At 34.3% G+C, this 26,882-nt stretch carries 28 protein-coding genes, 5 pseudogenes and 1 riboswitch; of the genes and pseudogenes, 5 read left to right on the top strand and 28 right to left on the bottom strand.

The features are described 5' to 3' along the window. Nucleotides 1–231: pseudogene (locus BUB48_RS15875) on the top strand (IS982 family transposase); the annotation flags it as partial. Nucleotides 232–478: 247 nt separating this feature from the next. On the opposite strand, the gene thiE reads toward BUB48_RS15875, so the two are convergent. The 16 genes and pseudogenes from thiE to BUB48_RS15810 all read right to left on the bottom strand — a co-directional run bounded on the left by thiE (nt 479) and on the right by BUB48_RS15810 (nt 13,207). Beyond that, complete coding sequence (gene thiE / locus BUB48_RS15870; protein ID WP_073027566.1) at nt 479–1,108, bottom strand: thiamine phosphate synthase; 630 nt, start codon at nt 1,106–1,108, stop codon at nt 479–481. A gap of 138 nt (nt 1,109–1,246) precedes the next feature. Further along, nucleotides 1,247–1,861: a sulfur carrier protein ThiS adenylyltransferase ThiF gene (gene thiF, locus BUB48_RS15865; RefSeq protein ID WP_073027555.1), complete on the bottom strand. Its 615-nt coding sequence runs from the start codon at nt 1,859–1,861 to the stop codon at nt 1,247–1,249. A gap of 43 nt (nt 1,862–1,904) precedes the next feature. After that, nucleotides 1,905–3,008, bottom strand: coding sequence for a 2-iminoacetate synthase ThiH (gene thiH, locus BUB48_RS15860; protein ID WP_073027563.1), 1,104 nt, complete (start codon nt 3,006–3,008; stop codon nt 1,905–1,907). Nucleotides 3,009–3,071: 63 nt separating this feature from the next. Beyond that, nucleotides 3,072–3,845, bottom strand: a complete 774-nt coding sequence (locus BUB48_RS15855) for a thiazole synthase (protein ID WP_073027552.1) — start codon at nt 3,843–3,845, stop codon at nt 3,072–3,074. Between the two features lie 5 nt (nt 3,846–3,850). Further along, entirely contained in the window at nt 3,851–4,054 is a 204-nt protein-coding gene (gene thiS, locus BUB48_RS15850; protein WP_073027549.1) for a sulfur carrier protein ThiS, read from the bottom strand. 74 nt (nt 4,055–4,128) lie between these two features. After that, a riboswitch (TPP riboswitch) is annotated at nt 4,129–4,230 on the bottom strand. A gap of 234 nt (nt 4,231–4,464) precedes the next feature. Continuing rightward, nucleotides 4,465–4,614 carry a hypothetical protein gene (locus BUB48_RS18190; protein WP_175548446.1) on the bottom strand — a complete coding sequence of 50 codons (150 nt, stop codon included), beginning with the start codon at nt 4,612–4,614 and terminating at the stop codon, nt 4,465–4,467. 442 nt (nt 4,615–5,056) lie between these two features. After that, nucleotides 5,057–5,998 (bottom strand): PdaC/SigV domain-containing protein, encoded by a 942-nt coding sequence (locus tag BUB48_RS15845; RefSeq protein WP_073027546.1) that lies wholly within the window; start codon nt 5,996–5,998, stop codon nt 5,057–5,059. A 106-nt stretch (nt 5,999–6,104) separates the two neighbouring features. Next, a complete protein-coding gene (locus BUB48_RS18185; protein ID WP_175548445.1) occupies nt 6,105–6,257 on the bottom strand; it encodes a hypothetical protein in 153 nt (50 codons plus the stop codon). Nucleotides 6,258–6,578: 321 nt separating this feature from the next. After that, nucleotides 6,579–7,403, bottom strand: a complete 825-nt coding sequence (locus BUB48_RS15840) for a GTP pyrophosphokinase (RefSeq protein WP_084524740.1) — start codon at nt 7,401–7,403, stop codon at nt 6,579–6,581. 244 nt (nt 7,404–7,647) lie between these two features. After that, nucleotides 7,648–9,303: a WG repeat-containing protein gene (locus tag BUB48_RS15835; RefSeq protein ID WP_073027543.1), complete on the bottom strand. Its 1,656-nt coding sequence runs from the start codon at nt 9,301–9,303 to the stop codon at nt 7,648–7,650. A gap of 354 nt (nt 9,304–9,657) precedes the next feature. Then, nucleotides 9,658–9,774 carry an S-layer homology domain-containing protein gene (locus BUB48_RS19245; protein ID WP_408631056.1) on the bottom strand — a complete coding sequence of 39 codons (117 nt, stop codon included), beginning with the start codon at nt 9,772–9,774 and terminating at the stop codon, nt 9,658–9,660. Between the two features lie 19 nt (nt 9,775–9,793). Then, nucleotides 9,794–9,901 (bottom strand): annotated as a pseudogene (locus BUB48_RS19240) (RICIN domain-containing protein); the annotation flags it as partial. A 35-nt stretch (nt 9,902–9,936) separates the two neighbouring features. Beyond that, complete coding sequence (locus tag BUB48_RS15825) at nt 9,937–10,329, bottom strand: hypothetical protein (protein ID WP_139250014.1); 393 nt, start codon at nt 10,327–10,329, stop codon at nt 9,937–9,939. Nucleotides 10,330–10,425: 96 nt separating this feature from the next. After that, the gene (locus BUB48_RS15820) at nt 10,426–11,130 is read right to left on the bottom strand and encodes an RICIN domain-containing protein (RefSeq protein ID WP_073027539.1); all 705 of its coding nucleotides are present in this window, start codon (nt 11,128–11,130) and stop codon (nt 10,426–10,428) included. A gap of 467 nt (nt 11,131–11,597) precedes the next feature. After that, on the bottom strand, nt 11,598–12,059 hold the full coding sequence (locus BUB48_RS15815) for a flavodoxin family protein (protein ID WP_073027536.1): 462 nt from the start codon (nt 12,057–12,059) through the stop codon (nt 11,598–11,600). Nucleotides 12,060–12,130: 71 nt separating this feature from the next. Further along, nucleotides 12,131–13,207 carry a hypothetical protein gene (locus BUB48_RS15810; protein ID WP_073027534.1) on the bottom strand — a complete coding sequence of 359 codons (1,077 nt, stop codon included), beginning with the start codon at nt 13,205–13,207 and terminating at the stop codon, nt 12,131–12,133. Nucleotides 13,208–13,593: 386 nt separating this feature from the next. Between BUB48_RS15810 and BUB48_RS18180 the strand changes: the two genes are divergently transcribed. Together BUB48_RS18180 and BUB48_RS15805 are read left to right on the top strand one after the other, a co-directional pair. Further along, on the top strand, nt 13,594–13,761 hold the full coding sequence (locus BUB48_RS18180; protein WP_175548444.1) for a hypothetical protein: 168 nt from the start codon (nt 13,594–13,596) through the stop codon (nt 13,759–13,761). A gap of 440 nt (nt 13,762–14,201) precedes the next feature. Beyond that, nucleotides 14,202–14,438: a helix-turn-helix domain-containing protein gene (locus BUB48_RS15805; RefSeq protein ID WP_073027532.1), complete on the top strand. Its 237-nt coding sequence runs from the start codon at nt 14,202–14,204 to the stop codon at nt 14,436–14,438. Nucleotides 14,439–14,745: 307 nt separating this feature from the next. Here the strand turns inward: BUB48_RS15805 and BUB48_RS15800 are convergent. From BUB48_RS15800 to BUB48_RS15795, 3 genes and pseudogenes are all read right to left on the bottom strand, one after another. After that, nucleotides 14,746–15,847: pseudogene (locus tag BUB48_RS15800) on the bottom strand (IS256 family transposase). After that, nucleotides 15,801–15,959, bottom strand: a complete 159-nt coding sequence (locus tag BUB48_RS18675) for a hypothetical protein (RefSeq protein ID WP_242944264.1) — start codon at nt 15,957–15,959, stop codon at nt 15,801–15,803. Before BUB48_RS18675 ends, BUB48_RS15800 begins: the two are co-directional and overlap by 47 nt. A gap of 127 nt (nt 15,960–16,086) precedes the next feature. Beyond that, nucleotides 16,087–16,677 carry a hypothetical protein gene (locus BUB48_RS15795; protein ID WP_073027530.1) on the bottom strand — a complete coding sequence of 197 codons (591 nt, stop codon included), beginning with the start codon at nt 16,675–16,677 and terminating at the stop codon, nt 16,087–16,089. Nucleotides 16,678–16,991: 314 nt separating this feature from the next. Between BUB48_RS15795 and BUB48_RS15790 the strand changes: the two genes are divergently transcribed. Further along, nucleotides 16,992–18,518, top strand: a complete 1,527-nt coding sequence (locus BUB48_RS15790; RefSeq protein ID WP_073027528.1) for a methyl-accepting chemotaxis protein — start codon at nt 16,992–16,994, stop codon at nt 18,516–18,518. A gap of 268 nt (nt 18,519–18,786) precedes the next feature. Here BUB48_RS15790 and BUB48_RS15785 read toward each other — a convergent pair whose 3' ends face one another. The 9 genes and pseudogenes from BUB48_RS15785 to BUB48_RS15745 all read right to left on the bottom strand — a co-directional run bounded on the left by BUB48_RS15785 (nt 18,787) and on the right by BUB48_RS15745 (nt 26,470). Beyond that, nucleotides 18,787–19,251: a GNAT family N-acetyltransferase gene (locus BUB48_RS15785; protein ID WP_073027527.1), complete on the bottom strand. Its 465-nt coding sequence runs from the start codon at nt 19,249–19,251 to the stop codon at nt 18,787–18,789. A gap of 230 nt (nt 19,252–19,481) precedes the next feature. After that, complete coding sequence (locus BUB48_RS15780; protein ID WP_073027526.1) at nt 19,482–19,934, bottom strand: hypothetical protein; 453 nt, start codon at nt 19,932–19,934, stop codon at nt 19,482–19,484. A 743-nt stretch (nt 19,935–20,677) separates the two neighbouring features. Next, a complete protein-coding gene (locus tag BUB48_RS18670; RefSeq protein ID WP_242944263.1) occupies nt 20,678–21,370 on the bottom strand; it encodes a CPBP family glutamic-type intramembrane protease in 693 nt (230 codons plus the stop codon). Nucleotides 21,371–21,800: 430 nt separating this feature from the next. Then, nucleotides 21,801–21,935 (bottom strand): annotated as a pseudogene (locus BUB48_RS18665) (IS256 family transposase); the annotation flags it as partial. 367 nt (nt 21,936–22,302) lie between these two features. Next, the gene (locus BUB48_RS15765; RefSeq protein WP_073027524.1) at nt 22,303–22,998 is read right to left on the bottom strand and encodes a hypothetical protein; all 696 of its coding nucleotides are present in this window, start codon (nt 22,996–22,998) and stop codon (nt 22,303–22,305) included. A 739-nt stretch (nt 22,999–23,737) separates the two neighbouring features. Beyond that, nucleotides 23,738–24,196, bottom strand: coding sequence for a hypothetical protein (locus BUB48_RS15760; RefSeq protein ID WP_073027522.1), 459 nt, complete (start codon nt 24,194–24,196; stop codon nt 23,738–23,740). Between the two features lie 140 nt (nt 24,197–24,336). Then, nucleotides 24,337–24,765 (bottom strand): RidA family protein, encoded by a 429-nt coding sequence (locus BUB48_RS15755; protein WP_073027520.1) that lies wholly within the window; start codon nt 24,763–24,765, stop codon nt 24,337–24,339. A gap of 156 nt (nt 24,766–24,921) precedes the next feature. Continuing rightward, entirely contained in the window at nt 24,922–25,635 is a 714-nt protein-coding gene (locus tag BUB48_RS15750; RefSeq protein ID WP_034839221.1) for a MerR family transcriptional regulator, read from the bottom strand. Beyond that, on the bottom strand, nt 25,628–26,470 hold the full coding sequence (locus BUB48_RS15745) for an Hsp33 family molecular chaperone HslO (RefSeq protein WP_073027517.1): 843 nt from the start codon (nt 26,468–26,470) through the stop codon (nt 25,628–25,630). The genes BUB48_RS15750 and BUB48_RS15745 overlap by 8 nt, the downstream gene beginning before the upstream one ends. Nucleotides 26,471–26,658: 188 nt before the next feature. Here BUB48_RS15745 and BUB48_RS15740 point away from each other — a divergent pair. Then, nucleotides 26,659–26,882: pseudogene (locus BUB48_RS15740) on the top strand (IS982 family transposase); the annotation flags it as partial.

Genomic DNA, 26,882 nt, shown 5'->3' with positions numbered 1-26,882 from the left:
CAATTCCCTAAAGAACTGAGGCAAGCTATCTTTAGATTAAGGCGAAGGATTGAAACGTCAGCATCCCAGCTTGTTTGTCAACTCAATATTGAGAGAGTACTAGCGAAGTCTTTTTGGGGGTTACAAACAAGGATTAAAACCAAATTATTGGCTTATAACTTGTGTTATTACATCAATAAACTTATAGGCCGTGAGTCACATTCAAGAATCAAAGAGTTAGTATTTGGTTAATTAATCCACACAAAATTATCTAGCAAGGATTTTATACCCTTATTAGTTGGTATAATATTCCTTAAAATCAAATCTTACTACCTAGCACAAGAGGTTAATTTAAAATAAAATACTATGATGATAAACTTAAGGATCAAGTAATAGAAGAATTTCAAGAAATAGATTATATTTAAACACATTGTATAAATTACAGTCTTATCTCAATGGGCGTCCACCTTCGTTATATCATCTTTTTTTAAATTTAAATCTATCTTGTATAAACACCGGACAACTTCCTGCGTATGCTTTCTATCTTTTTTTCAATGTTTTCAGAGCCCACAATTTCTGTCACCATAGCTATCATTTTCGCCCCTCTTGCCTTTATTTCAGCTATGTTGTGTTCTTTTATGCCTCCAATGGTAACAAAAGGAATGTTCACATTCTTTACTGCATAATCCAGATACTCAAAACCTACCGGATCGCATACATCTTTTTTAGTTCTGGTACTGAAAATGGGCCCGACACCAATGTAGTCAGCTCCTTTATCTATCGCATCTTGAGCTTGCAAGGGCGAGTGAGTGGAAACACCGATGATCATTTTTCCCCCTACCAGCTCTCTCACTTTTTCTATAGGCAGGTCGTCCTGCCCTATATGTACTCCATCAGCTTCAACCATCATCGCCAGGTCTATATGATCATTTACAATGAATGTTGCACCGGCATCCCATGTCAACTCTCTTATTTTCACACATTCGCGATATTTATGGAGCATTTTCTTCTCTTTTTCCCTGTATTGAATTATTTTAATTCCCGCATTCAACATGGCTTTCACTACCTCAATGTTGCTGCGGCCAAGTGAATATTCCTCAGCCGTCAGACAGTACAAATCCGTATCCAGTTTTTTTCTCTTTAAATCATGTAGCTTTTCTCCCGATTCCCTTAACTCATGAGACGCTTTTTGGTCATTGGCATAAGTTATTTCAAAAAAATTATCCACTTATTTCCCTCCCGACACACAAGTAAATTGGAAATATATTTATACATCATTATTGATTATGTAATCCAATACAATGTCAGCCTGTTTGGCAGCGGCTATGTTAACCCTCGGAGACATTGGCGGAATTTGATTCCCCACTTCTGATATCATATCTCCAACCACATAAAACTTCGAGTGTACCTTTCTTACCTTAATTTCATCTGTGTTTCCCCAGCCACCCAAGCCGGAAGCACAGATCACCAGTTTCCCCGAAGAGAAGAATTTTTCTGCAAGCAATGTCTTACTTGCTACATCATCAAAGGCTTCAACAATGACCTCACAGTCATCAAACAGCTTCATGATGTTTTCGGCATTAACCTTCAGCTGATAAGTTTCCAGTTCCAAGTGAGGATTAATTCTCTCAAGGTTTTTCTTAAGGGCTTCAACTTTGGGCATCCCGATCTGATCTATAAAGTAGAACTGTCTGTTCAGATTAGAAAGTTCTACAATATCATAGTCAACTATCTTAAACTTCTTAAATCCACTGCGCACAAGGTTGAAAGCACAATTGGAACCAAGCCCGCCGGCTCCGGCAATGCCGATCTTTATTCTTTGCAGTTTTTCCATATTTTCTCCGCCAATATACTTTTCAAGTCCATACCAAAAATCATTCATAATTGAACTCCTTACGTCTTATATAACTATGAAAAGTTGTTGCTCATATTTGCTGCCAGTCCTTAAATACCGGCTGATAACCTTTGCTACGGATCAACTGTTTTATCTCTTCTACACTGCGTTCATCAGAAATATCAAATTGGCCTTCGCTTTTATTTTTATTTGAGTATCCACCTACAGCAGTGGATGAACCAGCAGACATTTTGGTCACCCCAAGCCCTATCAGGTTGTCGCGCAGTTTTGCGTTCTCCCTTGTAGACAAGGTTATTCCTACCCTGGGCATAAAAATTCTCAGAGCAAGCATGGCTTGAACCAAGTTTTTATCAGTAACCTGATATTTTGGCTTAAAGCATCCCGCCGAAGGCCTTATTCTTGGAAATGACACAGAAATCTCAATGTCTGGATAATTGCCCTGCAAATAATCTGCATGCAATCCGGTAAAAAAAGATTCCCTCCTCCATTCATCCAACCCAAGGAGCGATCCAATATTAACAGTCCTCATATAAGCTCTGCAAGCTCTTTCCGGGGCATCAAGCCTATAGCAGTAATTGCTCTTAGGGCCTCCCATATGCAGTTGAGGATACAACTCCTCGTTATACACTTCCTGAAACATGGTAAATCCGTCTACCCCTGCCTTGACAAGCTCAGCATATTCTTGCTCCTCAAGTGGATATACTTCAATGGATATTGAAGAAAAGTACTTCTTAAGCACATAAACGCATTCTTTAATGTATGATACAGGGCTTTCCTTCCTTGATTCACCTGTAAGTATTAATATGTGCCTTATCCCAGTACGTGAAATTGCTTCTGCTTCCTGCTCCACCTCAGCAAGTGTCAGTTTGCTGCGCTTTATATCGTTAGTAACGTTGAATCCGCAGTACACACACTTGTTCGTACAATAGTTTGACAAATATAATGGCGTAAAGAGGAATATAACCTTGCCGAAATTCCAAAATGTAAGTTGCTGAGCCTTAACTGCCATCTGCTCCAGGCATTTTTCCGCCACAGGGGACAGTAATGCGAGATAGTCCATCTCATCAATACATTCCTTATTCAAGGCTTTTTGTATGTCTAAGTCCTTTACTCCGTTAAAAAAGCCATCAAAATCAAAACCCCGATATTCCATGTATTTACCATAAAAACTCATATGCCACACTTCCTCATAATTAATATACTGAAGTTCAATATATAGCTCTGTCACCATTTCCATTTATTTGTCCAATAAAAAGCCCGTCAGAGGTGAGGAGGCCTCTGCATATTCCTTTACAGTGCCGGTTCCTGAAAAATATGCCATTCGTCCTGCTTTGACGGCAAGGCTGAAGGCTTTGGCCATTTTTACAGGATCTCCTGCTGTTGCAATGGCCGTATTAACAAGCACAGCCCCAGCGCCGAGTTCCATAGCCTCAGCAGCCTCGGAAGGCTTGCCTAAACCAGCATCAACAATAATAGGCAGATCTATTTCGTTTATCAATATCTTAACAAGCTCTTTGGTCCTTAGACCTCTATTTGTGCCTATAGGAGCTCCCAGAGGCATAACAGCGGCTGCTCCTGCATCCTTAAGCCTTTTTGCTGCCATAAGATCCGGGCTCATATACGGAAGCACCACAAAACCTTCTTTTGCAAGGACCTCTGTGGCCCTTATGGTCTCAATATTGTCCGGCATAAGATATCTGTTATCCGATACAACCTCAATCTTTATCCAGTTGCCGCAACCCGCTGCTCTTGCAAGTCTAGCTATCCTTATTGCTTCATCCGCATTTCTCGCTCCTGAAGTGTTCGGCATAATAATACAGTCATCAGGAATATAATTCAGTATATTCTCATCTTTTGACTCAAAATCAATTCTTCTTAAGGCAACAGTTATCACCTGAGCCTCAGCACTTTTAACAATAGATGGAATTATCTCATTTGAGGAAAACTTTCCGGTTCCAATAAAGAGTCTGCTTCTAAGCTCTCTTCCTCCGATAACCAATTTATCTTCCATTCTAATCAACCTCCTCCTACAAATCTTAGAACTTCAATGGTGTCATTATCTTTTAAAATAATATCCCTCCATTTTTCTCTCGGAGCTATCTCAAAATTCAGCTCAACAACCAACCTCCCAAGCTCGAATTGCTTTGAAAGAAGAAAATCATACAAGCTTACATTTTGTTCTTCTATCTCCACTGTCCTTCCGTTAAACTTCACATTCATGAAGTCACCTCCAGTAGCATAAAATATAAATAACAAAAAAGCTTACCCGCAGGTAAGCATATAATTCTATATAACGATTATAATTCGCGCTTCCCTACGGTGGTCCTAACCACATCAGGTTCAAAGGGTTAAGATATAAAATCTCTCTCAGCCTTACGGCACCCCTAGCTCCCATATTCATTTCAACACATATTATAGCTCATATATATGAGGGTGTAAAGAAAAAAACAGATAAATTATAATTTTTCCCACTATTGGTAGTCGAATACACATCATTCATGGATTGAAATAGAATGGACTTTTAGATCTGGTTCACGTTCAACAAGTACTGTTGCGTGAAACTCTGAAGGAGATACAACACCAGGTACAGTGGCGGTTACATCTACATTTCCTTCATTCTTAACAATAGTTTAAGTTACTTCTCTATTGAGTGCCTCAATGGGGTCTTGAATATCAGCTTCAATTAAATCCTCCATGTTTAAAATATGAATTTCCTGTTGCAAAACGCCTGTACCATATCCTATTGTCAATATAATAATCACTTCATCCTTGTCTTTCACAACACCATAAAATATTATTTAATTTTATCACTAGTCTCTATCTTTTCCCAAGCAGGACAAAAAACGTTATCTATTCCAATTTTTTATTTTACTTATATTATTATAGTCTAACTTAGCTTGTTGGGCTAGTTTTGAATTACCAAAAATTTACGAATGAAAAACTCCAACATATTATGTAATCTATCATTAATAACTACATAAATGATAGGGGTCACATATATGCTGGAGTGTTATAGAAACAATTCTATATAAGAAATTGGAGATTAAAAAGACTTTATTACTGTCGCCTATGTCATAATTGACGACTTTTACAACGTATAAATAACATTATGTGATTTCTTTGTCTGTGAAAACATGATCTGTCTTATTTGGCAGCTTATGCATAAGCAATGTCGACTGTTTTATTCGTCCTGGGAAAAAACATATGTTTAGATACTACTTTCTAATCATTTAAAAAACGCTGTGCATAATTATCATTTAAAACATCCCTCAAAGAATCATACAGTATTTTATATTCAACAACTCCTCTGGCATAAGGTGCTATTTCATATGGATTGAAGTAAAAAACAATAGCTTCATCTGTCAGGTAAAAGTTCATATCATCGGATGCTTTAAAATCCTTTAATGCTTCAGGAAATAAATTATCCTTTTCATTATTCATCAATTTTAAAATCTCATCAGTTAAAATTTGCTTATAGGCATCCGAATCAACAAAAAGTTCTTTTAGAAGCAATCTCTTCTCATTAACCAAATCCAAATTGACTGTTTCTGTATAGTTGTTGCCATGAGCGCCGCCTGTATAATTATAATATTTGACCAATATGCTCATTGTCTTATTATCATTGATTCGTGCTTCGTATTCGGTATAAGCACTACCGGTTCTCAATGGCCAGCCATTTTTTTTAGAATCCTCTACACCCTCTTTTGTAATGTTTTCTGTTTCATTCTTAAAATCCATGATTTTTTTCTCAAACTCTTGATTGAGTTGGTCCATTATCTCAGAATCCTTCATTCCTTCAATGACAGGAATCTTGAGATTAACCTCCGTATACTCATCCTTATATTTTACAGCTTTGCTATAAACTTTGATATCGCCTTTTTCAACAAAATCCTTCTCCTTGTCGCCAATTTCCACTGTATTAGTTTGGGCATCCCATTTCACTTCTTTGCCTAATGATTCAGCCACAGCCCTGATGGGAACATAGGTGGTATCATTATATATGAAATTATCAGTAAAGATGGTTTGACCGTCCACTACCAAGTTAATGCCATTCATTACAACATCAATGGATTTTTTTATACCTCCTCCAGCATATGCAGCACCACCCGTCAAAATGGCAGCAGTCATAGCTGCAGCAATAACAGATTTGCTTTTCTTTTTCATATGTGAATCCTCCTCTTTTAAAATACTCGCATATATAGCAAAATCTTGCATTCACTGTTCATCTGCTTCTCAGTTGCTTTGCTCCTTTACAAACAGTGTTACAATCTCAGCAATTTTTATAATATTTAATTCCATCAATTATTTCTACACTTCCTACTTCTTTGTCAAGTTTGATATACTCATTGACATTGATACTTTGATAAATCATAAAGCTTAAGAGTTGATTCTCCATTGCTACTCTCTGTGTTTGCAGTTTCACTCTGACAACATGCAAATAATATTACAATACTAAATAATGCCATCAATAATAAATTATGTTTATATATAGTTCTTCCTTAATATTCTATTTTCGTATTACATTTCATGTATTTTCATCATATACAGGCTTCTTAATTTTCACATATTAATTCATTCTATTGATATCCTCATAAATAGCAACATATCTTTTATCTTATATTCTGCAATTAGTGTTCAACAGATTCTCCTGATTTGTGATCATCTCTTTTGAAATAACATATTTATAGGCTGTGAATGGTATATTTCTATGGAACATACTAGTATGTAATAATACTACAACATCCTATTCAATTGGTGTATCAATTTTGCTTAATTTCTTTAGCAGTATCTCTTCTTCCGTTGGTTCACTACTGTTTGCTTCAATCTGCGTCCTTATATCAAGCATTCGAGAATCGATGTCCGCTATAAGGTCGGCACACTCCTTTAGTTGAGCTGCAATATGTTCCTCGTTTGTTATCTGCTGTTTATACTTTAGTTGATGTTCCAAGCTTGCCCAAGAATCCATGGCTATTGTCCTTATTTGCACTTCCACTTTCATGTTTTTCTTTTGCTCGGCAAAATAAACGGGAACGCTGACTATCAAATGTAAGCTCCGATAACCGTTGGGCTTAGGATTTGCTATATAATCCTTTTTCTTAATAAGCTTAATATCATCTTGCTCTAGCAGCGCCTTTGCAATGTTGTATATATCATCTACATATGAGCAAATTACCCTCACTCCTGCCACATCATGAATATGCTCTTCTATGTTCTCAATTGTAAAAGGTATATTTTTTCTCCTCATCTTATTAACAATACTTGAAGCACATTTAAGACGTGTATTGATAAAATTAATAGGATTTCTTTGATATCGGATTTTAAACTCTATATCTAAAACTTCAAATTTCGTCTTTATTTCTTTTATGGCACATTTATACATCATCATTAACTCTTTGAACTCAACCAGGAAACTCAATATTTCTTTGGACTCATCCCACAATGCATTTACAATTGAGTTGTTCATCGATATTATCTCAGGTGATAAATCAAAAATTTCTGAATCAGATGTGTCTAAAGACAGACTTTCCAAGTATTCGTTTGAAATTAATGACTTTTCCTTATTGTTCATTTCGTTCCCCTTTCCTTCATGTATATGTTTTCATCAAAGATAAAAACAGTAAAATAAAAATTAGGTGATAGGCACCAGCTTGTCCTAAAAATCATTGTAAAATCAATATTCATTTTCCTTAATGCATCATAGCAGCCATTACTTCCATCATCACATGGGAGTAATGGCTTTTTTCACTTTGATATGCAATGATATTTGTAATTTTATTGTATAGTGTTCTTTGAATTATAATCTTATAACGCTCCTATTCCTCTACATATGATTCATCTATTAAGACATACCAATCAGTCATATAATCATGTACCGGTTTTCCTATTGAGAGATGGTCACTGCCGGCATTAGGCGCTTTTTCATCGGTATAGATACCTACAACTGCTTTACCCTCTACAAAGTATGTAACCACATCGAACTGTGGCTTAATAATTTCATTGCCCTTATTATCAACAAATCCCCATTTTAAATTATAGTCTTGAACCCTGCCTTTGCCATAAGTAAAAGGTTCAACTCTTTTATACTTTCCAGGTGAAACTACTATATCACCATTAGCATTTATATAAGCTCTTTTTAGCTGTTCCATAAAACTTTCATAATCCATGCTCTCATTATACTCTTTTGCTTCAACAACAGCAATTAAATCATCAGTAGGTTCAAGGCTGGACTTATAATCCACCCCTACTTCTCTGCCTAATTTTTTTTCTATTTCTGCTGATAGCTTGTAACCTTCAGGTAAAATACTTTTGCCAGTTTTTAAATTATAAAGCATTTCAACATCTTTGATATACTCACCTGATTCAAATACAGGCATAAAAACCTGGGCAAGGCCATTACCCACATCGTCGATAAATCCCTGTGTTGTAAAAACTATTTTCCCTGTTTTATCCAGTAAATTCTCACACCCTGACCTCCCTGTATTCGTTAAATTAGGTGACACTGTTTTTACAAGTCCATTTTTATACCATCCTTGCATTAAAAAATGAATTATATGTCCTTTGGGTAGTCTAAATACTTCTTTACCCATCGTATCAATAAAGCCTCCATACAAATAATTTTCATCCAAACCTAACACACTATTAGGCTTAAATTGTTGAAAGAAACAAAGACCCTCTGAAAAGCCAAATAGAACTCTTTCTATATCGTGTGTAAAAAGCTTTTTTCCCGTATTGTCTATAACATAGCCTTTCCTGGTTTCAAAGTCCAATATATCAATAAACCCACCCTTAGGATCTTTAAAGCCAATGTTATCGGATGGAGTAATTAATTCATTTCCAAACACATCAATAACAGTAGTCAATTTATTATCAGTTCGTTCTACAGGTATTATACCCGAAGGACACCATGCATGTATTCCTGTATCATACGTCACATATTTTCCCAGCTGAAACATCTCTTTGCCTTGCTCATTAATAATTCCCCACTTAGCGTCAAATGTTTCAACCTCAGCATAACCATTGATAAAAACAGAAATATAGCGATACTTGCCATATGGAACTACAATGTGGCCTTGTTTATTAATAACAGTAGCACTATACCCATCCCTTAATACAACCACATTACCAAAATAACGTGGATACCTAACCCATTCATTAAAGCCATCATGTAGTTCACCATACCCATCATGAGTATACTTAGGAGTTATTACTTCTTTTAATGTTTCAGCATCCACAAAGCCCCAAACCGGTTTATCATCATATATCCTTTCCTCTCCACTGGCAACTGCAATCATACCGTTTATAACAGGAGAAGCCTCATGATAACGTCCAATGTAATGTAAAGAATATCCATCTGGTATTTGTATTCCTTTTGGATTGTTTTGCATTGCCTGTGCGCTTACTGCTGTTGGTAATGCAGCTAAAATCATTAAGCTTACCATTACTATACTTATGATTCTTTTTACATTCATCTTTTGTTACCCCCTTAAATTCTACAACTATAATAACATTTATTATTGGGAACTTCCACATAAACTGCTCATATAATATTGAGATCACAGATTTCTTTTCTTAATTCTCTTTTCGGTGCGTATTCACCTAAATCACTGCAGAGGGCAAGCGGCAAAGGAAGTTTGCTACCACCCCTGTCTTAAGCTGTCGACTTCCCACTATCGGGTCCTATTCGTGTCTTTCGCCTGTTAGATTGCGCCCAACCGGGTGCACCCAGAACACGTGCCGTCACCAATTAACTTCTTTCTGGTGACGGCACTTTCCCGTTACAGTTATTATTGACTATTTATATTATATTAAGAAATCAATATCATTTATATCAAGCCTGACTGTTGCAGCAATCTCCTGATAATTACCGCAGCCTCTGCTCTTGTGATATTCTCCTTTGGTGCAAGCGTTGTTTTGCTCCTTCCGAATACTATTATTGCCACCTATGTTGGTAATTCTGAATTTTTGATTATCATTACCGGTTTTTGTGTAAATAATAAGCTTTGTGCCATCATTATTACTTGAACTCGGAACATCTACAACAAAGTTTTTATTTTTAGAAGCTTTAATAAAGTAAGTTCCATCCTCTAACTCTCCACTGCCGGTTATTGTATCGGTTGGATGACAGCCTTGCCTGCAACGCTGTCCCAGTACACATTGAACTGTGATGCAGTTCCTGAAACTTTCTGCGCAAACTCACGGAACTGGCTATAGTTGGTATTTCCGTCGATCAGCCGTGCGTCGGAGAAAATAAAAACTTCATCGTTCATCTTGAATTTCGTATCACTAATGTTAGCATTGGTCGTACTATTAAGTTTGGTCTCTGCAACTGTGCCGCTATAAGGCTTACCAGGCTCAATGGCGGCATACTTGCCATCCCAGCCTATATCAAACTGAGAAGCAGTGCCATTGAGCAATGCTGCAATGGCGCGGAGCTGTAAATAATTGCTTCCGTTTATACTGTAGGCCGCCGTAACGGAAACAGGCTTGTTATTCATGATAAAGCTCGTCTGACTGGGTGTGGCAGTAGCCGGCATTGACTTCCATCGTGGAAAAGAAGTTGATGTACTGCCTTCATAATAAATGCGGAAGGCTCAATGTTCGGGGAGAGAGGCTTGCGTTTCAAACCATACAATTATAGGGGTACCGTCCTTTGATTTCTCTCCTTCAGCATTTACATATAGGTTCAGAAAGTCAGGAGGATAAATCTTAAAACTACCACCACCAGCATGAGGTCCCCTTATGGCCCATAAATACTCCGTGTCTTGTGTGATGAGTCGTTTTCCACTGGTTGGAACATTTCCGGAGAGGGCAAGGTACTTTCCGTCCATAGTCTGAATTGTATAAAGCATCATGCATTCATCAAACTGATTAGTACGGCTTCCCTTGTAGGTGAATTTAAAACGTTCCGCTTTTGCACTGCTAAGCTCGGCCTTACCCTCTGGGTTTATGGCAACATAAGAACCTTTATCCTTAGCCAACTCAAGGGTATAAACGCCGATTTCTACGCCATCTACGCCGATTCTATCTATTGATCCATGTTCTATCCTGTACTTTGTCTCGTTAAAGCCATTAGCTTCTACCATCCAGTTGTAAGTTTTGTGGACAAGGAATATGGCTTGCTCCTTCGTGATTTTTGCATTTGGGCTTGTATCACCGCCAACACCAAAGCTATCAATGATCGCTTTAGAAAATTGCTGATTCCTGTTTACTCCCTCATATTTTACGATCTTAACAAGAGCATCCGTAAATTCCTTATATGTTGCATAATCATTCGGTCTGAACTTTTCTGCAGGCACAATGCCCCAATATAGAAGGCGGCTTATTTGAAACCAATATTCGATATCATTACTATTAACTCCATATGGCTTGAGTGATTATTATTGATGTCTGCGTCCGTGGGAACATGTCAATGGTTTTTACCATTTTAAGATTTACAGCAAAATATCAGCGTTTTATTGCTTTAGTTAAAGTCAATATTCATACAGTAAATCATTCAGCATACTATTTTCAATCTTATACTCTTGTTTATAAAAAAGCTATACATAAGATCTCTCCCTATATATGTAATATGTGTATTTTAATTCTCGTTATGATAATAACCACCACAACTATACACATTTTAACAAATACCATCAATAAATAACATAAAAAATTTTATTTTTTCGAATTGTCAAAATAAAGCCCAATATACTACTTCGTCTTGTATCCATTATCTATATATCAATATCTATGATGATCTTCTACTGTATTCTCAAATCTTCTTTTAGCTATATACTTGTTTTTCATCTTCAATAATCTTCCTGAAAAATTCTATTGCCCCATTCACATCATTTTCATCCGGATGTTCCTTTGCGATTCCACCTACTAACTTAAAAGGTCCAAATGTGTCAAAGCCTCTGCATCCATAAATTCCAAGCAACTGACAGGACTTCTCTGCAATAATCTTTTGCATTTCTTTTGTATAATTTCCTTTAACACCATAGGTGTTTATGAGAAATACTTGTTTATCACTTGGCAGATTGCTCTTGGCAAACTGTATAACCTTGTCACTGAATTTGCCAAAATATATGCCGGATGCAAAACCGATTACATCGTAGTCAGATAGGTCTGCCTCTTTACATTCAACCACGTTGATTAGTTTTACATCATCTGTTACATTAATGGCATCTAAAAGCTTCTTTGTATTACCATGATGCTGAGAATAGTAGGCAATGGCAATTTTCATAAAAACCCTCCTATTTTATTTCATTGCAAAAAAGCTTAAGCATTTCCCATTCCATTTGGTGAATTTGAATCTCATCCTAAATACTTTCTTTCAAATTCATCCAAATCTTTATACCTTTTAATCTCAACATTTAATCTGTCATAGTTCTTCTTATATTCTTCCATTGTATTATCAAAGGCTTCTGCATATAAAGATAAGTTATTCACATTAATCCTGCTCATAAGGTCAATTTTATCAATATCATAGTGACTGTACATATAGTTATAAAACTCCTGACAGCTTGCAGCTGTCATCAATGCTAAATAAATATCCCCATTATCTGCAGCATGATGCATTTTATTTCTCCAATTTGAATAAATCTCTTCATATGTACCTATTAAATCAACTGCTGAGATTTCCTTTTTTGAAGTAACTTTATCCTTCATTTCCTTTGCAAAGCTTTTAACAGCTTTTATTAACAATGTTGATGCTTCCTTTATTTTTTCGACATTTTCTGCTTTTATTAAGCTCCAATACAGATCATAAAACTCTTCCGGAAGAGATTCCATTTTAGAGATTTCCTCTGGTATTCTTTTAACTCCCCTCTTTACATATGCCTTATTATACATATACATAGCATATTCAATGTTACATAACATACATGCTGCTGCATATCTACATTCTCCATAATCACTGCTTATAATTATATTTGCATATTCTTTCAATGCTTCATCAACATACTTTTCAGCCTTATTATTATCTTCTATTGAATATGGCTGGTTTAACTTATTTATGACCTTTGCTCTTAAACTCATATAGCGCTCCATGTATTTATCATCGCTACAGTATACAATATCTAATTGAAGTAATTTAGTAACATATGGATTATTGTATTCTGACATATCTTCAAGCCCACTCCATGGAGTACAGTATATATCAAAGCCTACATCTTCCAAGATAAAGCATGATGATATTTTCCTAGCACTATCATCATTAATTACAATACATAAGTCCAAATCTGACTTTTCATATATATCTCCTGTATTGAATGAACCTGCAATTCCTATTAATGCTATTGCACCTGGACACGCTATTTCTGCCTTTTTGATAATTGCCTTAATTATCCTATCGTTTCTTTCTTCTAAATTCTTTTTTATACACCTTTCCATAATCTCTTCCCCCTCCAATATATAAATAGTGTTGAGTTCATATTCACATATGCTCAAAAGTTGAATAATGCGAAAGATAAGCACTGTTATTGATGGTACAAGATGTTTAGTTAATAATTTCATTGCTTTAATAATATCAAGTTATCCTTAGTTTTTAAAGAAAATATTCCCTCGACATTAAGACGCCACACCTCACTTTATTATTAACTCGATTGATTGTTATAATTGAGCTTGAATATTTATACTAATGTTTGGCATTAATAAATTAATATTTAGCATTAATTTTTTAACGATAAACATTAATTTTAATATTGACTAGTGATAATTTTCTGCATATACTTCAACAGGTAATTAATGACAAGCATATTTTTATAGGAAGAAATATTATGAGTAATCTTAAATTAGTGAAAACCGCACATGGTATTGATAAGTTCTTAAAGATCTTGCAGGGCTTTCTTTTTGTTTTGTGCATGGCTGCGGTGGTGTTTATTCCAGTGGCACTCATATTCAAAGAAAAATTCATCGCAAATTTATCTACACAAATCTTGGATTAGTTAGCGTAAAACTGGTGGAAGGTTCATATCTGAATCTTGATGCTATGGAATTTAGTATTATCATCTCTCTGATTGCTACCATCATTTTGTTAATGGTTAGCTGGTATAGTATCAGACTGCTCCGTATGATTCTTGTCCCCATGAAAGAAGGTAAGCCCTTTGAAGCTGGGATTTTTGTCAAAAGCCGAAAGCTTGCATGAGTCACACTTATTGGTGGCGGCATCAGTGAAATCTGCAAGCTGATCGGCAGTACTGCCCAAATCAAAGCCTATGATCTCTCTGTAATCTTCAACAATTCATCCATCAACAGCATAAGCATTAATCACATATTCCAATTCGGTTTCATTGTTATCGCCATTGTCTTGTCTCTGTTATCGTACATTTTTCTTTATGAAGAAGCGTTGCAGCAGGAATCAGATGAAACACTGTGAGGTGCTAAAATGGGAAAAATCATTTTATATCTTGACCGAATTATGGCCGAACGAAAGATAAGTTTGAAAGAATTATCTGAAAGAGCCGGAGTCTCTAATGTCAATCTTTCAAAAATTAAAACTGGAAAAATAAGTGCTATTCGTTTCTCAACCCTTGAAGCACTTTGTGAAGTTCTAAACTGTCAGCCCGGTGATATTTTGGTATATGATCCAAACGGAATCCATGAGGATGAAGAATCATCATAATCTAAGAAGTGTAGTATTATGTGAGAATGTAATTAACTTTATGCTTTTAGAGAAAGTCATTCTCTTAACCGACAAGAAATGTTCAGATTTATTAGTAATTGAATAGCTTATTTTTACATTGCCCATATTATTCTAATTTATGCATTAAAATGAATATTATGGGCAATAATTTTAAATACGGAATAGTATGCATTTTCGTAGTATATGTATTCTATCTTATTTAACATATAAGGCTGAAAATTAGTGTTTTATAGCTAAATTTCAAAGACGATAGTCCTGCTATTTATATTAACGACTTTCTAATGGTTTAAATATATTGTTCTACTCTATTTTCGAAAAATATCGTTAGTTGATTTAATATTATATCCCAGTTTTTATATCTTTGAGTCCATTTTTTTGTTACATTTTGACTTGCCAGATATAGTATTTTCTCAAGTGCCTGATCTGATGGAAACATATTTTTATCCTGTGTTATTTTCCTTAGCTGCCTGTGAAAGCCTTCTATTATGTTGGTTGTATACATTATTGTTCTAATCTCTTCAGGATACTTGAAGAATGGAGATAATATATCCCAATTCATTTGCCAACTCTTGATTGCATAAGGATACTTTTTACCCCATTTTTCTTATAATTTCCCTAAATTTTCTAACGCCACTTTCTCATTTGGTGCCTTATATAATTCTTTGAAATCGCTTGAAAATTACTTTATGTCTTTATAACTTACATGTTTAAACGAATTTCTTAATTGGTGGATTATGCATCTTTGTATTTCTGCTCCTGAATATGCTGCTTCTATAGCTTCTTTTATACCTGTAAGTCCATCAACACAGAATATTAATACATCTTTTAATCCTCTATTTTTCAGGTCATTAAGTACTCCTAAACAGAACTTAAATGATTCATTTTCTCCTATCCAAATTCCTAAAACATCCTTAAAACCATCTATATTTACTCCTAAAACTACATATACAGCTTTACTTTTTATTTGTCCATCTTCCCTAACTTTAAGTGTTTGGCATCCAAAAAACAAAGGTATATAGTGATTCTACAGGCCTATTTTGCCATTCTTTTATTTGTGGAATAATATTATCAGTAATTTTTCTTACCATATCTGCTAATAGTTCTATGTCATATATATCTTTAATTTGATCATGAATATCTCTAGTTGACATACCTCTTGCATAAAGTACTATAACTTTTTCCTCAATTCCTGATATATCTCTTTTGTTCTTTGGAACTATAATAGGCTCAAACTCACCATTTCTATCTCTTGGTACTTCAATTGGCATTTCACCAAATTGAGTTTTTACAGTTTTCTCTTTATATCCATTCCTCCTATTGTCTGTCTGCTTGTTCTTTTTATCATTTTTTGTATAACCAAATTCTATCTCTAGCTCTGCTTCTAACATTTCCTGAATCATCTTTGAAGATATCCTTTAGATATGAATGAAGGTCATAGGCTGTCTTTAAATTTCCTTCTTTTATCATTTCTCTTAATACCTCTCTTGGTAATGTTAACATAAAAAACGCTCCTTTCTTGTTTAAATGATATTTAGATTCTTGCCAGAAAAGAGCATTGTATTTCACAAAAGCACAGATTTTTTCACATTTCCTACCGACAGATAGATGCCCTATAACTAAGTATTATTTATTCCTCTTCTGATGCTGCCCATTGATCCAATTTTTCCATTGTACGCGCAAGCGTCTTTTTACATATCTCAGGTAATTCTCCGCCAAAAGCTTCTTCTGCTGCCTTATATCCTTGCTCAATAGCTGCTTTTAATTCATTAAGCTTTGTTTTATCATTGCCTGACACAGCTTTGGCAAATTCAAAAAGTCTATTGGCAGTATTCTCAATACCATATTCTCCTTCGTCAGAAATAAGCCTTTGAGCTTCTGCCCTTGTCTCGTCATCAATTTCAACCATTTCGCCTTCATTTGGCTTAAAATTTGCATCCTTGAAATACATTCCCTGCTTCTTTAATAATTCTTCTACCATTTGTCTTAATGGTCTTAATGCGTCATCTGCTTCCTTTTTTAACTGCTCTATTCTCTTGATATCAGGCTTCACAACACCTGGATTGTCATAGGTTGCTTTCTTTTCTGGTGTATTACCAATATCAACAATATAAGCTTCTTGTTCGACAGTTGTTTCCATCTTGTTTTCCTGTTTCAAATCCTTTTTTTCATATGTATTCATTGGCTTTTCCATACCAGAAACATTTACTGGGTTTATCATATCTCTTCACCTCCTGCCAAAATAGTGTTTATATTATTATCGTCAAATTATGGTTATTAGATTAGACAGCAGAAAGAATTATCTTTAACATTGCAGTATCCTTAATAAGTATTTTGATTTATGGTAAAACGATGATTAAATATGCCAAATTATTATTATTTACTGAAGAACAATCAAAAAATTAGCTCCCCAATCCCAATGTATTTTATTATAGAAAACATATATTTAATATGCTATAATAAGCAGCATGTTTCTAAATTTTATATATTAAACTATAAAAGCTCCCTCAATATAATCCTCAGGAGGTATTACCTATGACAAAGCAGCATATTATCCACAGGAATGATGAAGTTTCAAACAAATCCACAACCAATATTTTACTTATTTTTACCTTAGCTTTTCCAGCTTTAATTCTTCTTGGATGGTTAGGCATATTTTATATTGATGATTTAACCACTTTAATTATATACTGTCTAATTGGAACTATAGCTACTATCTCCCCTTTTATACTAAGAAAGATAGGTATAAACAGTCAATTTTTAAAATATTATGCAATTGCTATGGCCGGGGTAGCTATAGGTATACTCAATTTAAGCAATCAGATAGATATCTATATAGCCTTAATATTACCTATTGCAATGAGTTGCATTTACTTTGACAAAAAGCTTACTATAATGGCTTCCATTTTTCAGTGTTTAATTATCATCATCACAAATTATCCTAAATTAACATCAAATCCCTTTTATGTTGATGACCCCTTTGGCCATTATGTAGCTGATACAGCAGGATTTATCCTGGAAATAATCATTTTATCTGCAATTTTCATATGGATTGCCAATAGAACAAGAAACATACTTAATAATTTATCCAAAACAGAAGAGCAATCTTTATTATATATTGATAATTTACAAGGTGTTATGAATAGTTCCAAAGATGCTTCAGAAACACTTTCCACTTCTGTAAAACAGCTTTTACAAGCAATTGAGCAAGCTACTGCTTCAAATGAAAATATCAATCAAAATGCCGATAGTGCAGCCTTAGGATGCGAACAAAATTTAAAATACATAGAAAATACCAATACCACTGTTGCAAATATATCTGATGCTCTCGAATCCATCTCGGCAAAAACTCAGAAATTATCTGAAATATCGCAAGATACATCTACAGCAACAGAAGAAAACGAAAAGATAATTAACCAAGCAATAAGCTACATGGAAGAAATTGAATTGTCTACAAAACAAAATAAAATTATCATAAATAGTTTAAGCTCTATATCAGAAGAAATTGGTAGGATTATAGAGATTATTACCGCTATAACAGAACAGACCAATCTTCTAGCATTAAATGCAGCAATTGAATCCGCAAGAGCTGGTGAACATGGTAAAGGTTTTGCCGTAGTATCTGATGAAATCAGAAAACTTGCTGAAAAATCAGCAACTGCAGCAGAAGATATTTCAAATCTCATAAGTCAGATACAAGAAGATACTACAAAGACTGTAAATTCAATAGACCAAAGTTCTGCAACCATTAAGTCAGGAATTGATTTGGTTAAAAATGTAGGAGAATCTTTTGGAAAATTGAAAAGCCTACAAGAAACTTCAAATCAGGAAATTCAAGATATTACAAAAAGAAGTAATCAAATCGCAAAATATGGACGTGAAATTGCCAAAGTTATTTCCAATACAAAAGCAATTACATCTAAGTCACTTGAGCAGATAAAATCAATTGCATCAGATACATCCGTTCAATCATCAGTGATGCAGGAAATATTGTCTTCATTTAACGTAATTAATAATACTGCTGATGATTTGCTAAATTTAAGTAAGAGTGTTAACCTCTGATCTTTACACACTATCAAATAATACTCCGTGAAGATAGGATCTCCTAATTCACGGAGTTTCTTATTGCTAATATCATAAAATATAATGCTTATTACGGCATCAATCACAATCAATCCGCCATTTTACCTTTTGCTTTTTCATAACTGTACTTTATCTATCAAATCTAGTGTATTCATCTGTTTCAAAACTCTCTCATTTGGACATCAAGCAAACTGTCTCAACGTGGGTCGAGTTGATGGAATTGATGTCAATGTCTTTGTGTACTCTATTACTCCTCTTTTTCTTTCATCATTAAATATTCAGTAATTCCTTTTCTATAAAGGCTGGGTATCTCTCCAACTTGGCGATATCCAATTCTTTCATAAAAACCCTTTGCATCTGGATTAAAGTCTGCAACAACCAAAAATATTTTATTGGTTTTTACAAAAACCATATCTTCAAGAAAGTTAATAAGTTTTTTCCCTATCCCTTTACCTCTGTACTCCTCTTTTATCGAAATAATGTGCAGATAAGGGAAACTATGAAATGCACCTTTAGGAATGTAATATAGAAAGCCTACACAATCTCTATTCGTTAGCGCAATGTACAGATTTCCCTGTTCTAGCCCTTCCAGTATAGCATCTCTAGCACTTCCTTCTCTGGAAAAATATATTCTACCTAATTCAGAGTTCAAAAGTGCTTCTTCACAATCGTTTATATATTCCAAGCTTCCTTTTTCAATGCTAATGTCCATTGCCTTTACCTCCGCTTATCGCATATTAAGAACCTCAAATTCTCTGGAATCTCTGTTTTCAACCCTTGTAATCAAAACCACAAACTCAACGTGTCTCCCCCACAAGAACTTGTCCACTGACTTTACCTCTTCCGAGCTTAATAGTTTCGTCAAAGAACTTCAAGACAACAATATTTCAATAATACACAGCGGGACATTAACCTTCCCCACTGTGTGCCTTTATTTTCTCTTCACTTTATTATTTTCAAACAATTAAATATCGGCCTGATAGAATTGGGATTTTCCCAAATCACAGCATTATCAGTTTCCCGTATATCTTCAGGGCTTATTTCATCTATATGAAGGGTTTTCTTCTTTATTATCGGTCTTTCGTCATATTCATAGTAACCGTAATCCAGCCATACATGCCACACTTCTACAGTATCTGTGCGGCTAAGCACATCTGAGATGTACTTTTGAATCAGTTTTGCTCTACCTTCTGTATAGTAAACCCATTCAAGGCAAACGCCATACTTTTTATCCGTATAATCAAATACATCCCTGAACTTGCACAGAAAAAAATTATCATCGGCATCACCGTCATAAATCGTACCTTCATCGACATTTATCTCTAACAGATATTCTTTCGACGGTCTTACCTCATCCATAGGGCAATTTGCTGCTATAAACGTGCATACGTTCATATCAAATACTCCTGCAAAGTGGTACAACTTTCATTTATTACTGTTTTTTGTTATCATTACATACATGGTTTTCTAATTATATCTCCATATGTGTCTATTAATAAGCACATTATTGCTGAATAACCCAGTTCTTTAACTGTTCATATTTTAGAGTTTCAAGGGCATTCTCTGTCTATCGACTGTTTAAACTATTATAATCTATTTTTACACAGATAAAATCATCTGGAGTTTTTGTGGTACAAAAGAACGACTGTCTTCACATGGGTCGAATGGTCGTTATTGATGTCTGCGTCCATGGGAACATATCAATAGTTTTTCAACATTTTCAAGGTTTGAGAGAACATATCTACACATGGCAAATGGAATTTCATACGTATCATTACCGTAGAAAAATATCAATTTGCCTCTCTATTTATCTCAATTCTTTTACAAACAGATGATCCACGCCATCCCTATAATTTACGATGTCCCTAAGATAATAATATCCGTAATGCTCATAAAGGCCAATGCACCCTATCGGAATATAAGTTTTGTCAAAACCTTTTTTGCATAATCGTTAGCACAAGATATAAGCTTTTCATGATTGATATCATTCCAACGATTTTGTCATATTTCATTGCCATGAACATCGATTCCCAATCAGTAAACACCCATGTATGGAATTCCCTATCCTTTCTGATTTCCACCCATCCCCCAGATTTTCAAAGACGGTTCATATATTACAATATAAACTTATGCTTCTTCTAATTAGCCTTACCCTCATAAAAATCACGATAAGGAGTATTCAGCTTATTTTGACGCTTACTAAAAATATAGCAACTTAAAATACGTTCACAAAAATGAGCAATCATTGTTATAATAATCAAACCTGTTTCCTGGTACACATAACCAATTCCTAAGGAAAAAACAAATGAAGCTAAAATATCAAAAAACATGTCTTGATCAAAATGTATCTTTAATAAAAATGCTTGCGATATAATACCCATGCACCAGATAACTCCTGTAGCTATAATAGTATAAAAATTCAATGAAGAAACACCTAATATCTTCAGTGCCCCATATAAAAATGACTGCATCATCATCCTTTGAGGTATTTCCATCATTAATCCATCCAAGCCATAAAACAGTATCTCTTTACCCTTTTTATGTATTACTGTCTTTTTTGTAGTAATGATAACGCTAGTAATCACTATCGTCACTATTCCTATAACATATACTTTAATTTGTCGTATTCCACTTATTTGAATAGGGTATATTCCTAATGTTAAGGATATCAAAAATATAGGTATTACACTTGCAAATAATGTATTCAAGTATTTTAACCACGATATTTTCATCTTTTGAATTAATGCTCCAATAACAAAACTGAGTCCAAACCAAACACCTGATAAAAGAAATCCAAATAATATACATAAAAGAAATCTTAAAAGTTCCATACTTTTTTGCTCCCAAAATTTTTATAAAAATTCCTTCCGATTGACCGCACAGGAATCCATATAGCACTGTGATTATCATTGCCATACCATCCAATATTGGCGTTACCGCAAAGTTCATATTCAAAGCTACATGGGAGCCACTCCTTTCATATTTTTTATTAATTTCCTGTATCGTGCACTTTTTCCCAATCTACCCTTATAATTCTCAATATAAAGTATCTCTTGTTCACTATATAGTTTAGCTATCAATTTATTCAATTACTATGGTTTACTGGTATAAAGTAACTTACTAAGTAAAGTATCATCATATCAATAAACCTTGAAAGGTTCTGATATTATGAGTAAACGAATATTTCAAAAAATGAAAATCACTGTAAATATACTGGTGCCTACGACTAATGCCAATATCCCTTTCTGTGATCCAGCCTACGAAGTAAATCATGAGATGATCCAAGATTGTACCCCAGCCTTGAACCCGGCCCGTCCATTTCTTAGTGATGTCCCTGACAGCCAGGTACAGGGATTTCATCAGGGCATCGTAGGAAGGGTAATCTGATTTTGTTGTTGATCTATTTAATACATATCTATTCTTACATCTATCTTGTCAACTCAACCCTATCACTCTTTTTAGGTAGTTGACACGTTTCCGTAAACGATAAAAATAAGGGTCTCCAGACATAATTGCCTCAGGCAAATCAAACAGAGATATTATCTCAATGTCTGGAAATTACTTACTTACAACCTTTATTAGCCCTTCTATTTATCATTCCTTGACATCAATACTACGCACTCAGCAGTAGATTGCAACCAATCAGGCTTCGCATAAATGCTCGCCTTCTTGGGCAATCCTTGCATGGGAATTAATAGAAAAAAAGATATATAGTGTTTCACAGTAAAATTGGAATTTACTTTTTCATTCAAGCATCCCTTTTTTATTTATATGTTGAATATTCTTTTCCATTCCAATATAAGACATCACTCATAACCACTTCACCACCAGCCACAGCTTCTTCGTAATAATCAATTTTTATATTGGAATTTCCTGGTTCTTTCAAATTGCAAAACCATTTCAAAAAGCATTCATTTACTCCATCTGAAGTTAATTCATAAATAACACTACTGCTATAATAACCTCCAAGGATAGAACTACGCCATCCTGTAGTAACGGCAAAATGATAACCGTCATCCACCGATATCAGATTATATTCCGAACTATAATAAACACTCTCGGCAAGGTCTCCAAACTCAAATGTGTGTTCCCCATCTGTATATATGAAATATTGCTGATAAAAATCGTTTCCATCCTCAGTAATAGTTCTGCCAAATTCGCATATCGCTTCTTCCTTTCCATCGCCATTAAAATCATAAAACAATGGCTCAATTTCGCTTTGAGCATCAGTATATTCATTTATAGCAGCCAACAATTCATCGTGTGAATACACATGTTCTGGCGCAATATTATCTGTCGTTTCCGACTTGTCAGCTTCATCTGATATTATCTCAGGCTCGATATTTTCAATATTGTCATTCTGATTTACCGTACTCTCCGAACCACAACCACAAAAGAAAAAAGCAGTCCCCAAGATAATAGACCCGCATATTATTGAGGTAAGTTTTTTTATATTCATTCAAGTTTCTCCTTCTTATAATGTCTAATCCTATTTCTTAAAATTATAAAATAAATAGCCGTCTAAGAACTAATCATCTGTTTCTATTCTAATTGTGTCCTAATGTTACATACGCAAGCACTCCCAAAGAAAACATGAGTTTTATCGCACTTCTGTGGCTTCAGATATGTAATGGGATTCTGAGCAGATTGTTTACCTTCTCTTTTGATGCTCTCCAAACTCAACGGACTGCATCATATATACCTGCTCATCCATTCCTCTTTGGTAGAGCCTGTGTTTTTTGATTTTTCTTAAATACTCCATATTATTAATAATAGCATCTTATAATTATTTTTACATCTATTATATCTCCTCAACCTTATAAAAATAAGGGTTTTACACCATTGACTCCTTCAGCAAAATAACTTGAAGAAAATCCCAATGTCAAAAACCCTTTATTTACAAACATTTTTAAAATCCTGTTTCTCCCCCCTTGACATTAATAATATCGTCTCCACATGGCTCGAGCGGTTCAGATTGATGTCTTGAACTATTTTGAAAACTATCTGTTTGCGGAAACATATCTACGAACTTTCGACAATTTCTTCAAAAACCATCTGTTATCGGAAACATATCCACCGCATTTTAGCATAAATTTAAATCTTCAAGGAAATTCTCCTACTGTTCCATGATGTTTCTATATAGCTGATTATCAACATATAAAGTACCCATTATATAATCTATAACCAACCTTTGGGCATTATTTGTAAATCATCTTATTTATACTTGATTTTTTTAATCCTGTATTTAATAGTGTTTTTATATTAAATCCTGATTTTCCGTAGCTTAATCTATACCAATAGTAGTTTATATATTCAATTATTCCGAATAAAAATAACCCAATAGCAATAATCAAATCTTTATTGCTGCTTTTAATGATAGGTATTATCATACTTAGCGCCACTAATAAAATCATATTTAACTTTCTTAGAAATCTAAAGAATTTTATAGCCTTAGGACCAAAGCTTTCTTTTTTTATTATCAATATATATCTATAAAACCAATAAATACTTCCTTGTAATAATATAAAAATAAGATATGTAAATGCTATGAAACTAGCCATTCCAATATTTAATGATCTATATACAAATATAAATGTACATAGAGCTGCAAATTCACCTAATGCTAAATATAATAATTCTTTCTTTAGACTATTCAATTTATCACCTCAACAAACCTTACATCGCATTATGTTACCATTATGCAATAATAAGCTATTTGCTGCATATGCTGTTTGAAGCCTTTCCTCCAAATCCTTGGGCATTGGATTAATTTTTCGTTTCAATCTGGAAGTATCCATCATCCCATGCAATCCTCTCTTTCTTCAACTACAGCAATTGCATCAATTTCAATCAAGCATAAAGGATTTGTAAGACCAGCGACTTTGAGAACTGTGATCAAAGGAGGCTTTTCCATCTCGCCAATTGTTTCCTTAAATGATTTTAATCCGACTGCCGGATCGCACCCGTTAACCATGTAAATATTGAGCTTTATAACATCATTGAAAGTTGCATTTTCGGAAGCCAAAGCTATTTTAATATTTTCTAAAACTTGTTTTGTTTGCAGTTCTAAATTGTCCCGACCTATTAATTGTCCCTCAGAGTTAATAGCATTTTGTCCACCGATATATATTGTCTTTGCATTACCGCTAACTGTAACCACTTGACTAAAAACTCTTGAATCAAATAATCCCTCCGGATTACTATGTTTCACCTTTAACCTACTCATCAGTACATCTCCCCCCCCAATTATTCATTATAATCTCTAATATCGGATTATATAAATAATCTTTACACACACTCTTTTAACTTGTCGGTAGTTGGAAACATATCGACGGCACCTTAAGCACTATCTGTAGATGTGAACATATCCACTAAGCTTTACTTATTTCATTAACTCCATTAGATATTTGTATAGATCATCAGTAAGTCCATATCTAAGCTGGGAATTATCCAAAGAAGCATGAAATGAGAATATGGAATTCTTAAGTTTCTCATCTTCACCTATTGACTTGTTCATAAAATCTTTCCAGTAATTAATGCATTCAATTGCATTTAAATCTGTATTAGGCAATTTGTTCTTGTAACAATAATTAAGTTTTGAAATGAATTCCAGCCATTCTGTTGCTCCTTCTGATTCTGCTTTATCTCTTTCTAAGTTATTTTTTATTTTATCTAACTGTTCTTTAGTAATGTATTTGTCTGCTGAGGAATTAATAAATGGGACGATTGCTTTAAAATCATCTAATGAGATATTCTTATTATCTTTAAGCTCCTGTTTTAGTTTTAGTAGCTTACTGAAAAGTAACTGCTTCTGGGCAATTTCCTCTTGAACTTTTGAAATTTGGATCTCAACGAATTTTCGAATATCTATATATCTATCATGAATCAGATCCTTTATCTCATCAAGGTTAAATCCCATGTCTTTCAAAGAAATTATTTGATATAATGTTGTAACACTCTGTATGTCATATAATCTATGCCCTGTTTCAGTAATCTTAGATGGTTTTAATAAACCGACTTCATCATAATAATGTAGAGTTCTGACAGTTATACCTGTCATACTTGCTAATTCCCCAATCTTAAGAAATCTATCCATTTTGTTCACTTTCCTTCATTTTTACAATCATTTCTAAATCATTTGTTCTAAATATATACCTCTTACCACATATACCACATTCCAGTTCTTCATTTTTTCCAACTTTAATTGATTTTTTTAGCTCATCGGTTTCAACAGACATTAGGATACCAAAAAACATCTCTTTTGAACAATTGCATTCACTTTGCACGATATATTCATCTACTACTGTTGCATATGGGAAAACCTTCAAGGGCAGTTCTGCCCATTGCTCTGTAACTATATATTTCTTTGCACTGTCGATACCATCCATTACAAATTTTAAATGATCAATATTGTAAAAAGGCAGTGGTTGTATCAAACAACCTCTTGCAATTCCGTTTTCAATCCATGTTCGAAAAATTGTTTTTGTCTGCTCACTTTTAGAATAGAAATATGAAAAGCACGAATCTATAGAAGCAGACTTTAATTCTACCGTTCCAGTAAACATTCCTCCTGTCCAACTCCCTCTTGTAATAGAGAGAGATGTCCCTTCTCCGACTAAATCGGCAAAATCACCATTAAAAGAAGCTAGTCGGGAAGAAAAAATACAATTAACATTGCCTCTTCCATTTACATCACAGTAAGCCGTATACCCAGCTGGTTTAAACCGAATACTTACATTTATACGCTGATCGATTTCGGTTAAAAAGCCACGTAATAGACAACAATCTATAAATATGTTCGTATAAAGCTGTCTTGCAAAATCTGTTTTCATATCTCTTAAATTGCTACGCTCCAGAATATTCGTTGCATCAACAATAAAAAGTCTTATTTCCTTATCTTTTGTTAATAATTTCACTAAATTCTTCTTCATAATCATTACCTCCATGCACGCATTATATAACATAACGTAACGTGAGGTTCAAGTGCCTTTTTATTAAATTCTTATATAATTTAACTTGTTGTGCTAGCTTTGAATTACCAAAAATCTACGAATGAAAAACTCCAACATATTATGTAACCTATCATTAATAACCACAAAAATGATAGGGGGTCACATATATGCTGGAGTCTGATAGAAACTATTCTATCAAAGAAATTGGAGATTTAAAAGACTTTATAACTGTCGCTTATGTCATAATTGACGACATTTACCAAGAAGTAACTCCAACACATATTAAAAAACGTTGCAATATCAATACTTCTAAGATGAGTGATAGTGAAATAATTACCTTAAGCATTGTTGCTGAATTACTAACCATTGATTCAGAAAATGCCTGGCTTGG

It is taken from the genome of Lutispora thermophila DSM 19022 (assembly GCF_900142105.1).
Lineage (GTDB): Bacteria > Bacillota > Clostridia > Lutisporales > Lutisporaceae > Lutispora > Lutispora thermophila.
The sequence above is the reverse complement of the archived record's forward strand: the minus strand, read 5'-3'. Positions and strand labels throughout refer to the sequence as shown.

Bases quoted from the DNA above. Each gene is read 5' to 3' on its own strand.
- thiF (WP_073027555.1), bottom strand. From the start codon at position 1,861: ATGAATGATTTTTGGTATGGACTTGAAAAGTATATTGGCGGAGAAAAT.
- thiH (WP_073027563.1), bottom strand. From the start codon at position 3,008: ATGAGTTTTTATGGTAAATACATGGAATATCGGGGTTTTGATTTTGAT.
- BUB48_RS15855 (WP_073027552.1), bottom strand. From the start codon at position 3,845: ATGGAAGATAAATTGGTTATCGGAGGAAGAGAGCTTAGAAGCAGACTC.
- thiS (WP_073027549.1), bottom strand. From the start codon at position 4,054: ATGAATGTGAAGTTTAACGGAAGGACAGTGGAGATAGAAGAACAAAAT.
- BUB48_RS15845 (WP_073027546.1), bottom strand. From the start codon at position 5,998: ATGAAAAAGAAAAGCAAATCTGTTATTGCTGCAGCTATGACTGCTGCC.
- BUB48_RS15840 (WP_084524740.1), bottom strand. From the start codon at position 7,403: ATGAACAATAAGGAAAAGTCATTAATTTCAAACGAATACTTGGAAAGT.
- BUB48_RS15835 (WP_073027543.1), bottom strand. From the start codon at position 9,303: ATGAATGTAAAAAGAATCATAAGTATAGTAATGGTAAGCTTAATGATT.
- BUB48_RS15825 (WP_139250014.1), bottom strand. From the start codon at position 10,329: ATGAATAACAAGCCTGTTTCCGTTACGGCGGCCTACAGTATAAACGGA.
- BUB48_RS15815 (WP_073027536.1), bottom strand. From the start codon at position 12,059: ATGAAAATTGCCATTGCCTACTATTCTCAGCATCATGGTAATACAAAG.
- BUB48_RS15810 (WP_073027534.1), bottom strand. From the start codon at position 13,207: ATGGAAAGGTGTATAAAAAAGAATTTAGAAGAAAGAAACGATAGGATA.
- BUB48_RS18180 (WP_175548444.1), top strand. From the start codon at position 13,594: ATGAGTAATCTTAAATTAGTGAAAACCGCACATGGTATTGATAAGTTC.
- BUB48_RS15805 (WP_073027532.1), top strand. From the start codon at position 14,202: ATGGGAAAAATCATTTTATATCTTGACCGAATTATGGCCGAACGAAAG.
- BUB48_RS18675 (WP_242944264.1), bottom strand. From the start codon at position 15,959: ATGTTAACATTACCAAGAGAGGTATTAAGAGAAATGATAAAAGAAGGA.
- BUB48_RS15795 (WP_073027530.1), bottom strand. From the start codon at position 16,677: ATGATAAACCCAGTAAATGTTTCTGGTATGGAAAAGCCAATGAATACA.
- BUB48_RS15790 (WP_073027528.1), top strand. From the start codon at position 16,992: ATGACAAAGCAGCATATTATCCACAGGAATGATGAAGTTTCAAACAAA.
- BUB48_RS15785 (WP_073027527.1), bottom strand. From the start codon at position 19,251: ATGGACATTAGCATTGAAAAAGGAAGCTTGGAATATATAAACGATTGT.
- BUB48_RS15780 (WP_073027526.1), bottom strand. From the start codon at position 19,934: ATGAACGTATGCACGTTTATAGCAGCAAATTGCCCTATGGATGAGGTA.
- BUB48_RS18670 (WP_242944263.1), bottom strand. From the start codon at position 21,370: ATGGAACTTTTAAGATTTCTTTTATGTATATTATTTGGATTTCTTTTA.
- BUB48_RS15765 (WP_073027524.1), bottom strand. From the start codon at position 22,998: ATGAATATAAAAAAACTTACCTCAATAATATGCGGGTCTATTATCTTG.
- BUB48_RS15755 (WP_073027520.1), bottom strand. From the start codon at position 24,765: ATGAGTAGGTTAAAGGTGAAACATAGTAATCCGGAGGGATTATTTGAT.
- BUB48_RS15750 (WP_034839221.1), bottom strand. From the start codon at position 25,635: ATGGATAGATTTCTTAAGATTGGGGAATTAGCAAGTATGACAGGTATA.
- BUB48_RS15745 (WP_073027517.1), bottom strand. From the start codon at position 26,470: ATGAAGAAGAATTTAGTGAAATTATTAACAAAAGATAAGGAAATAAGA.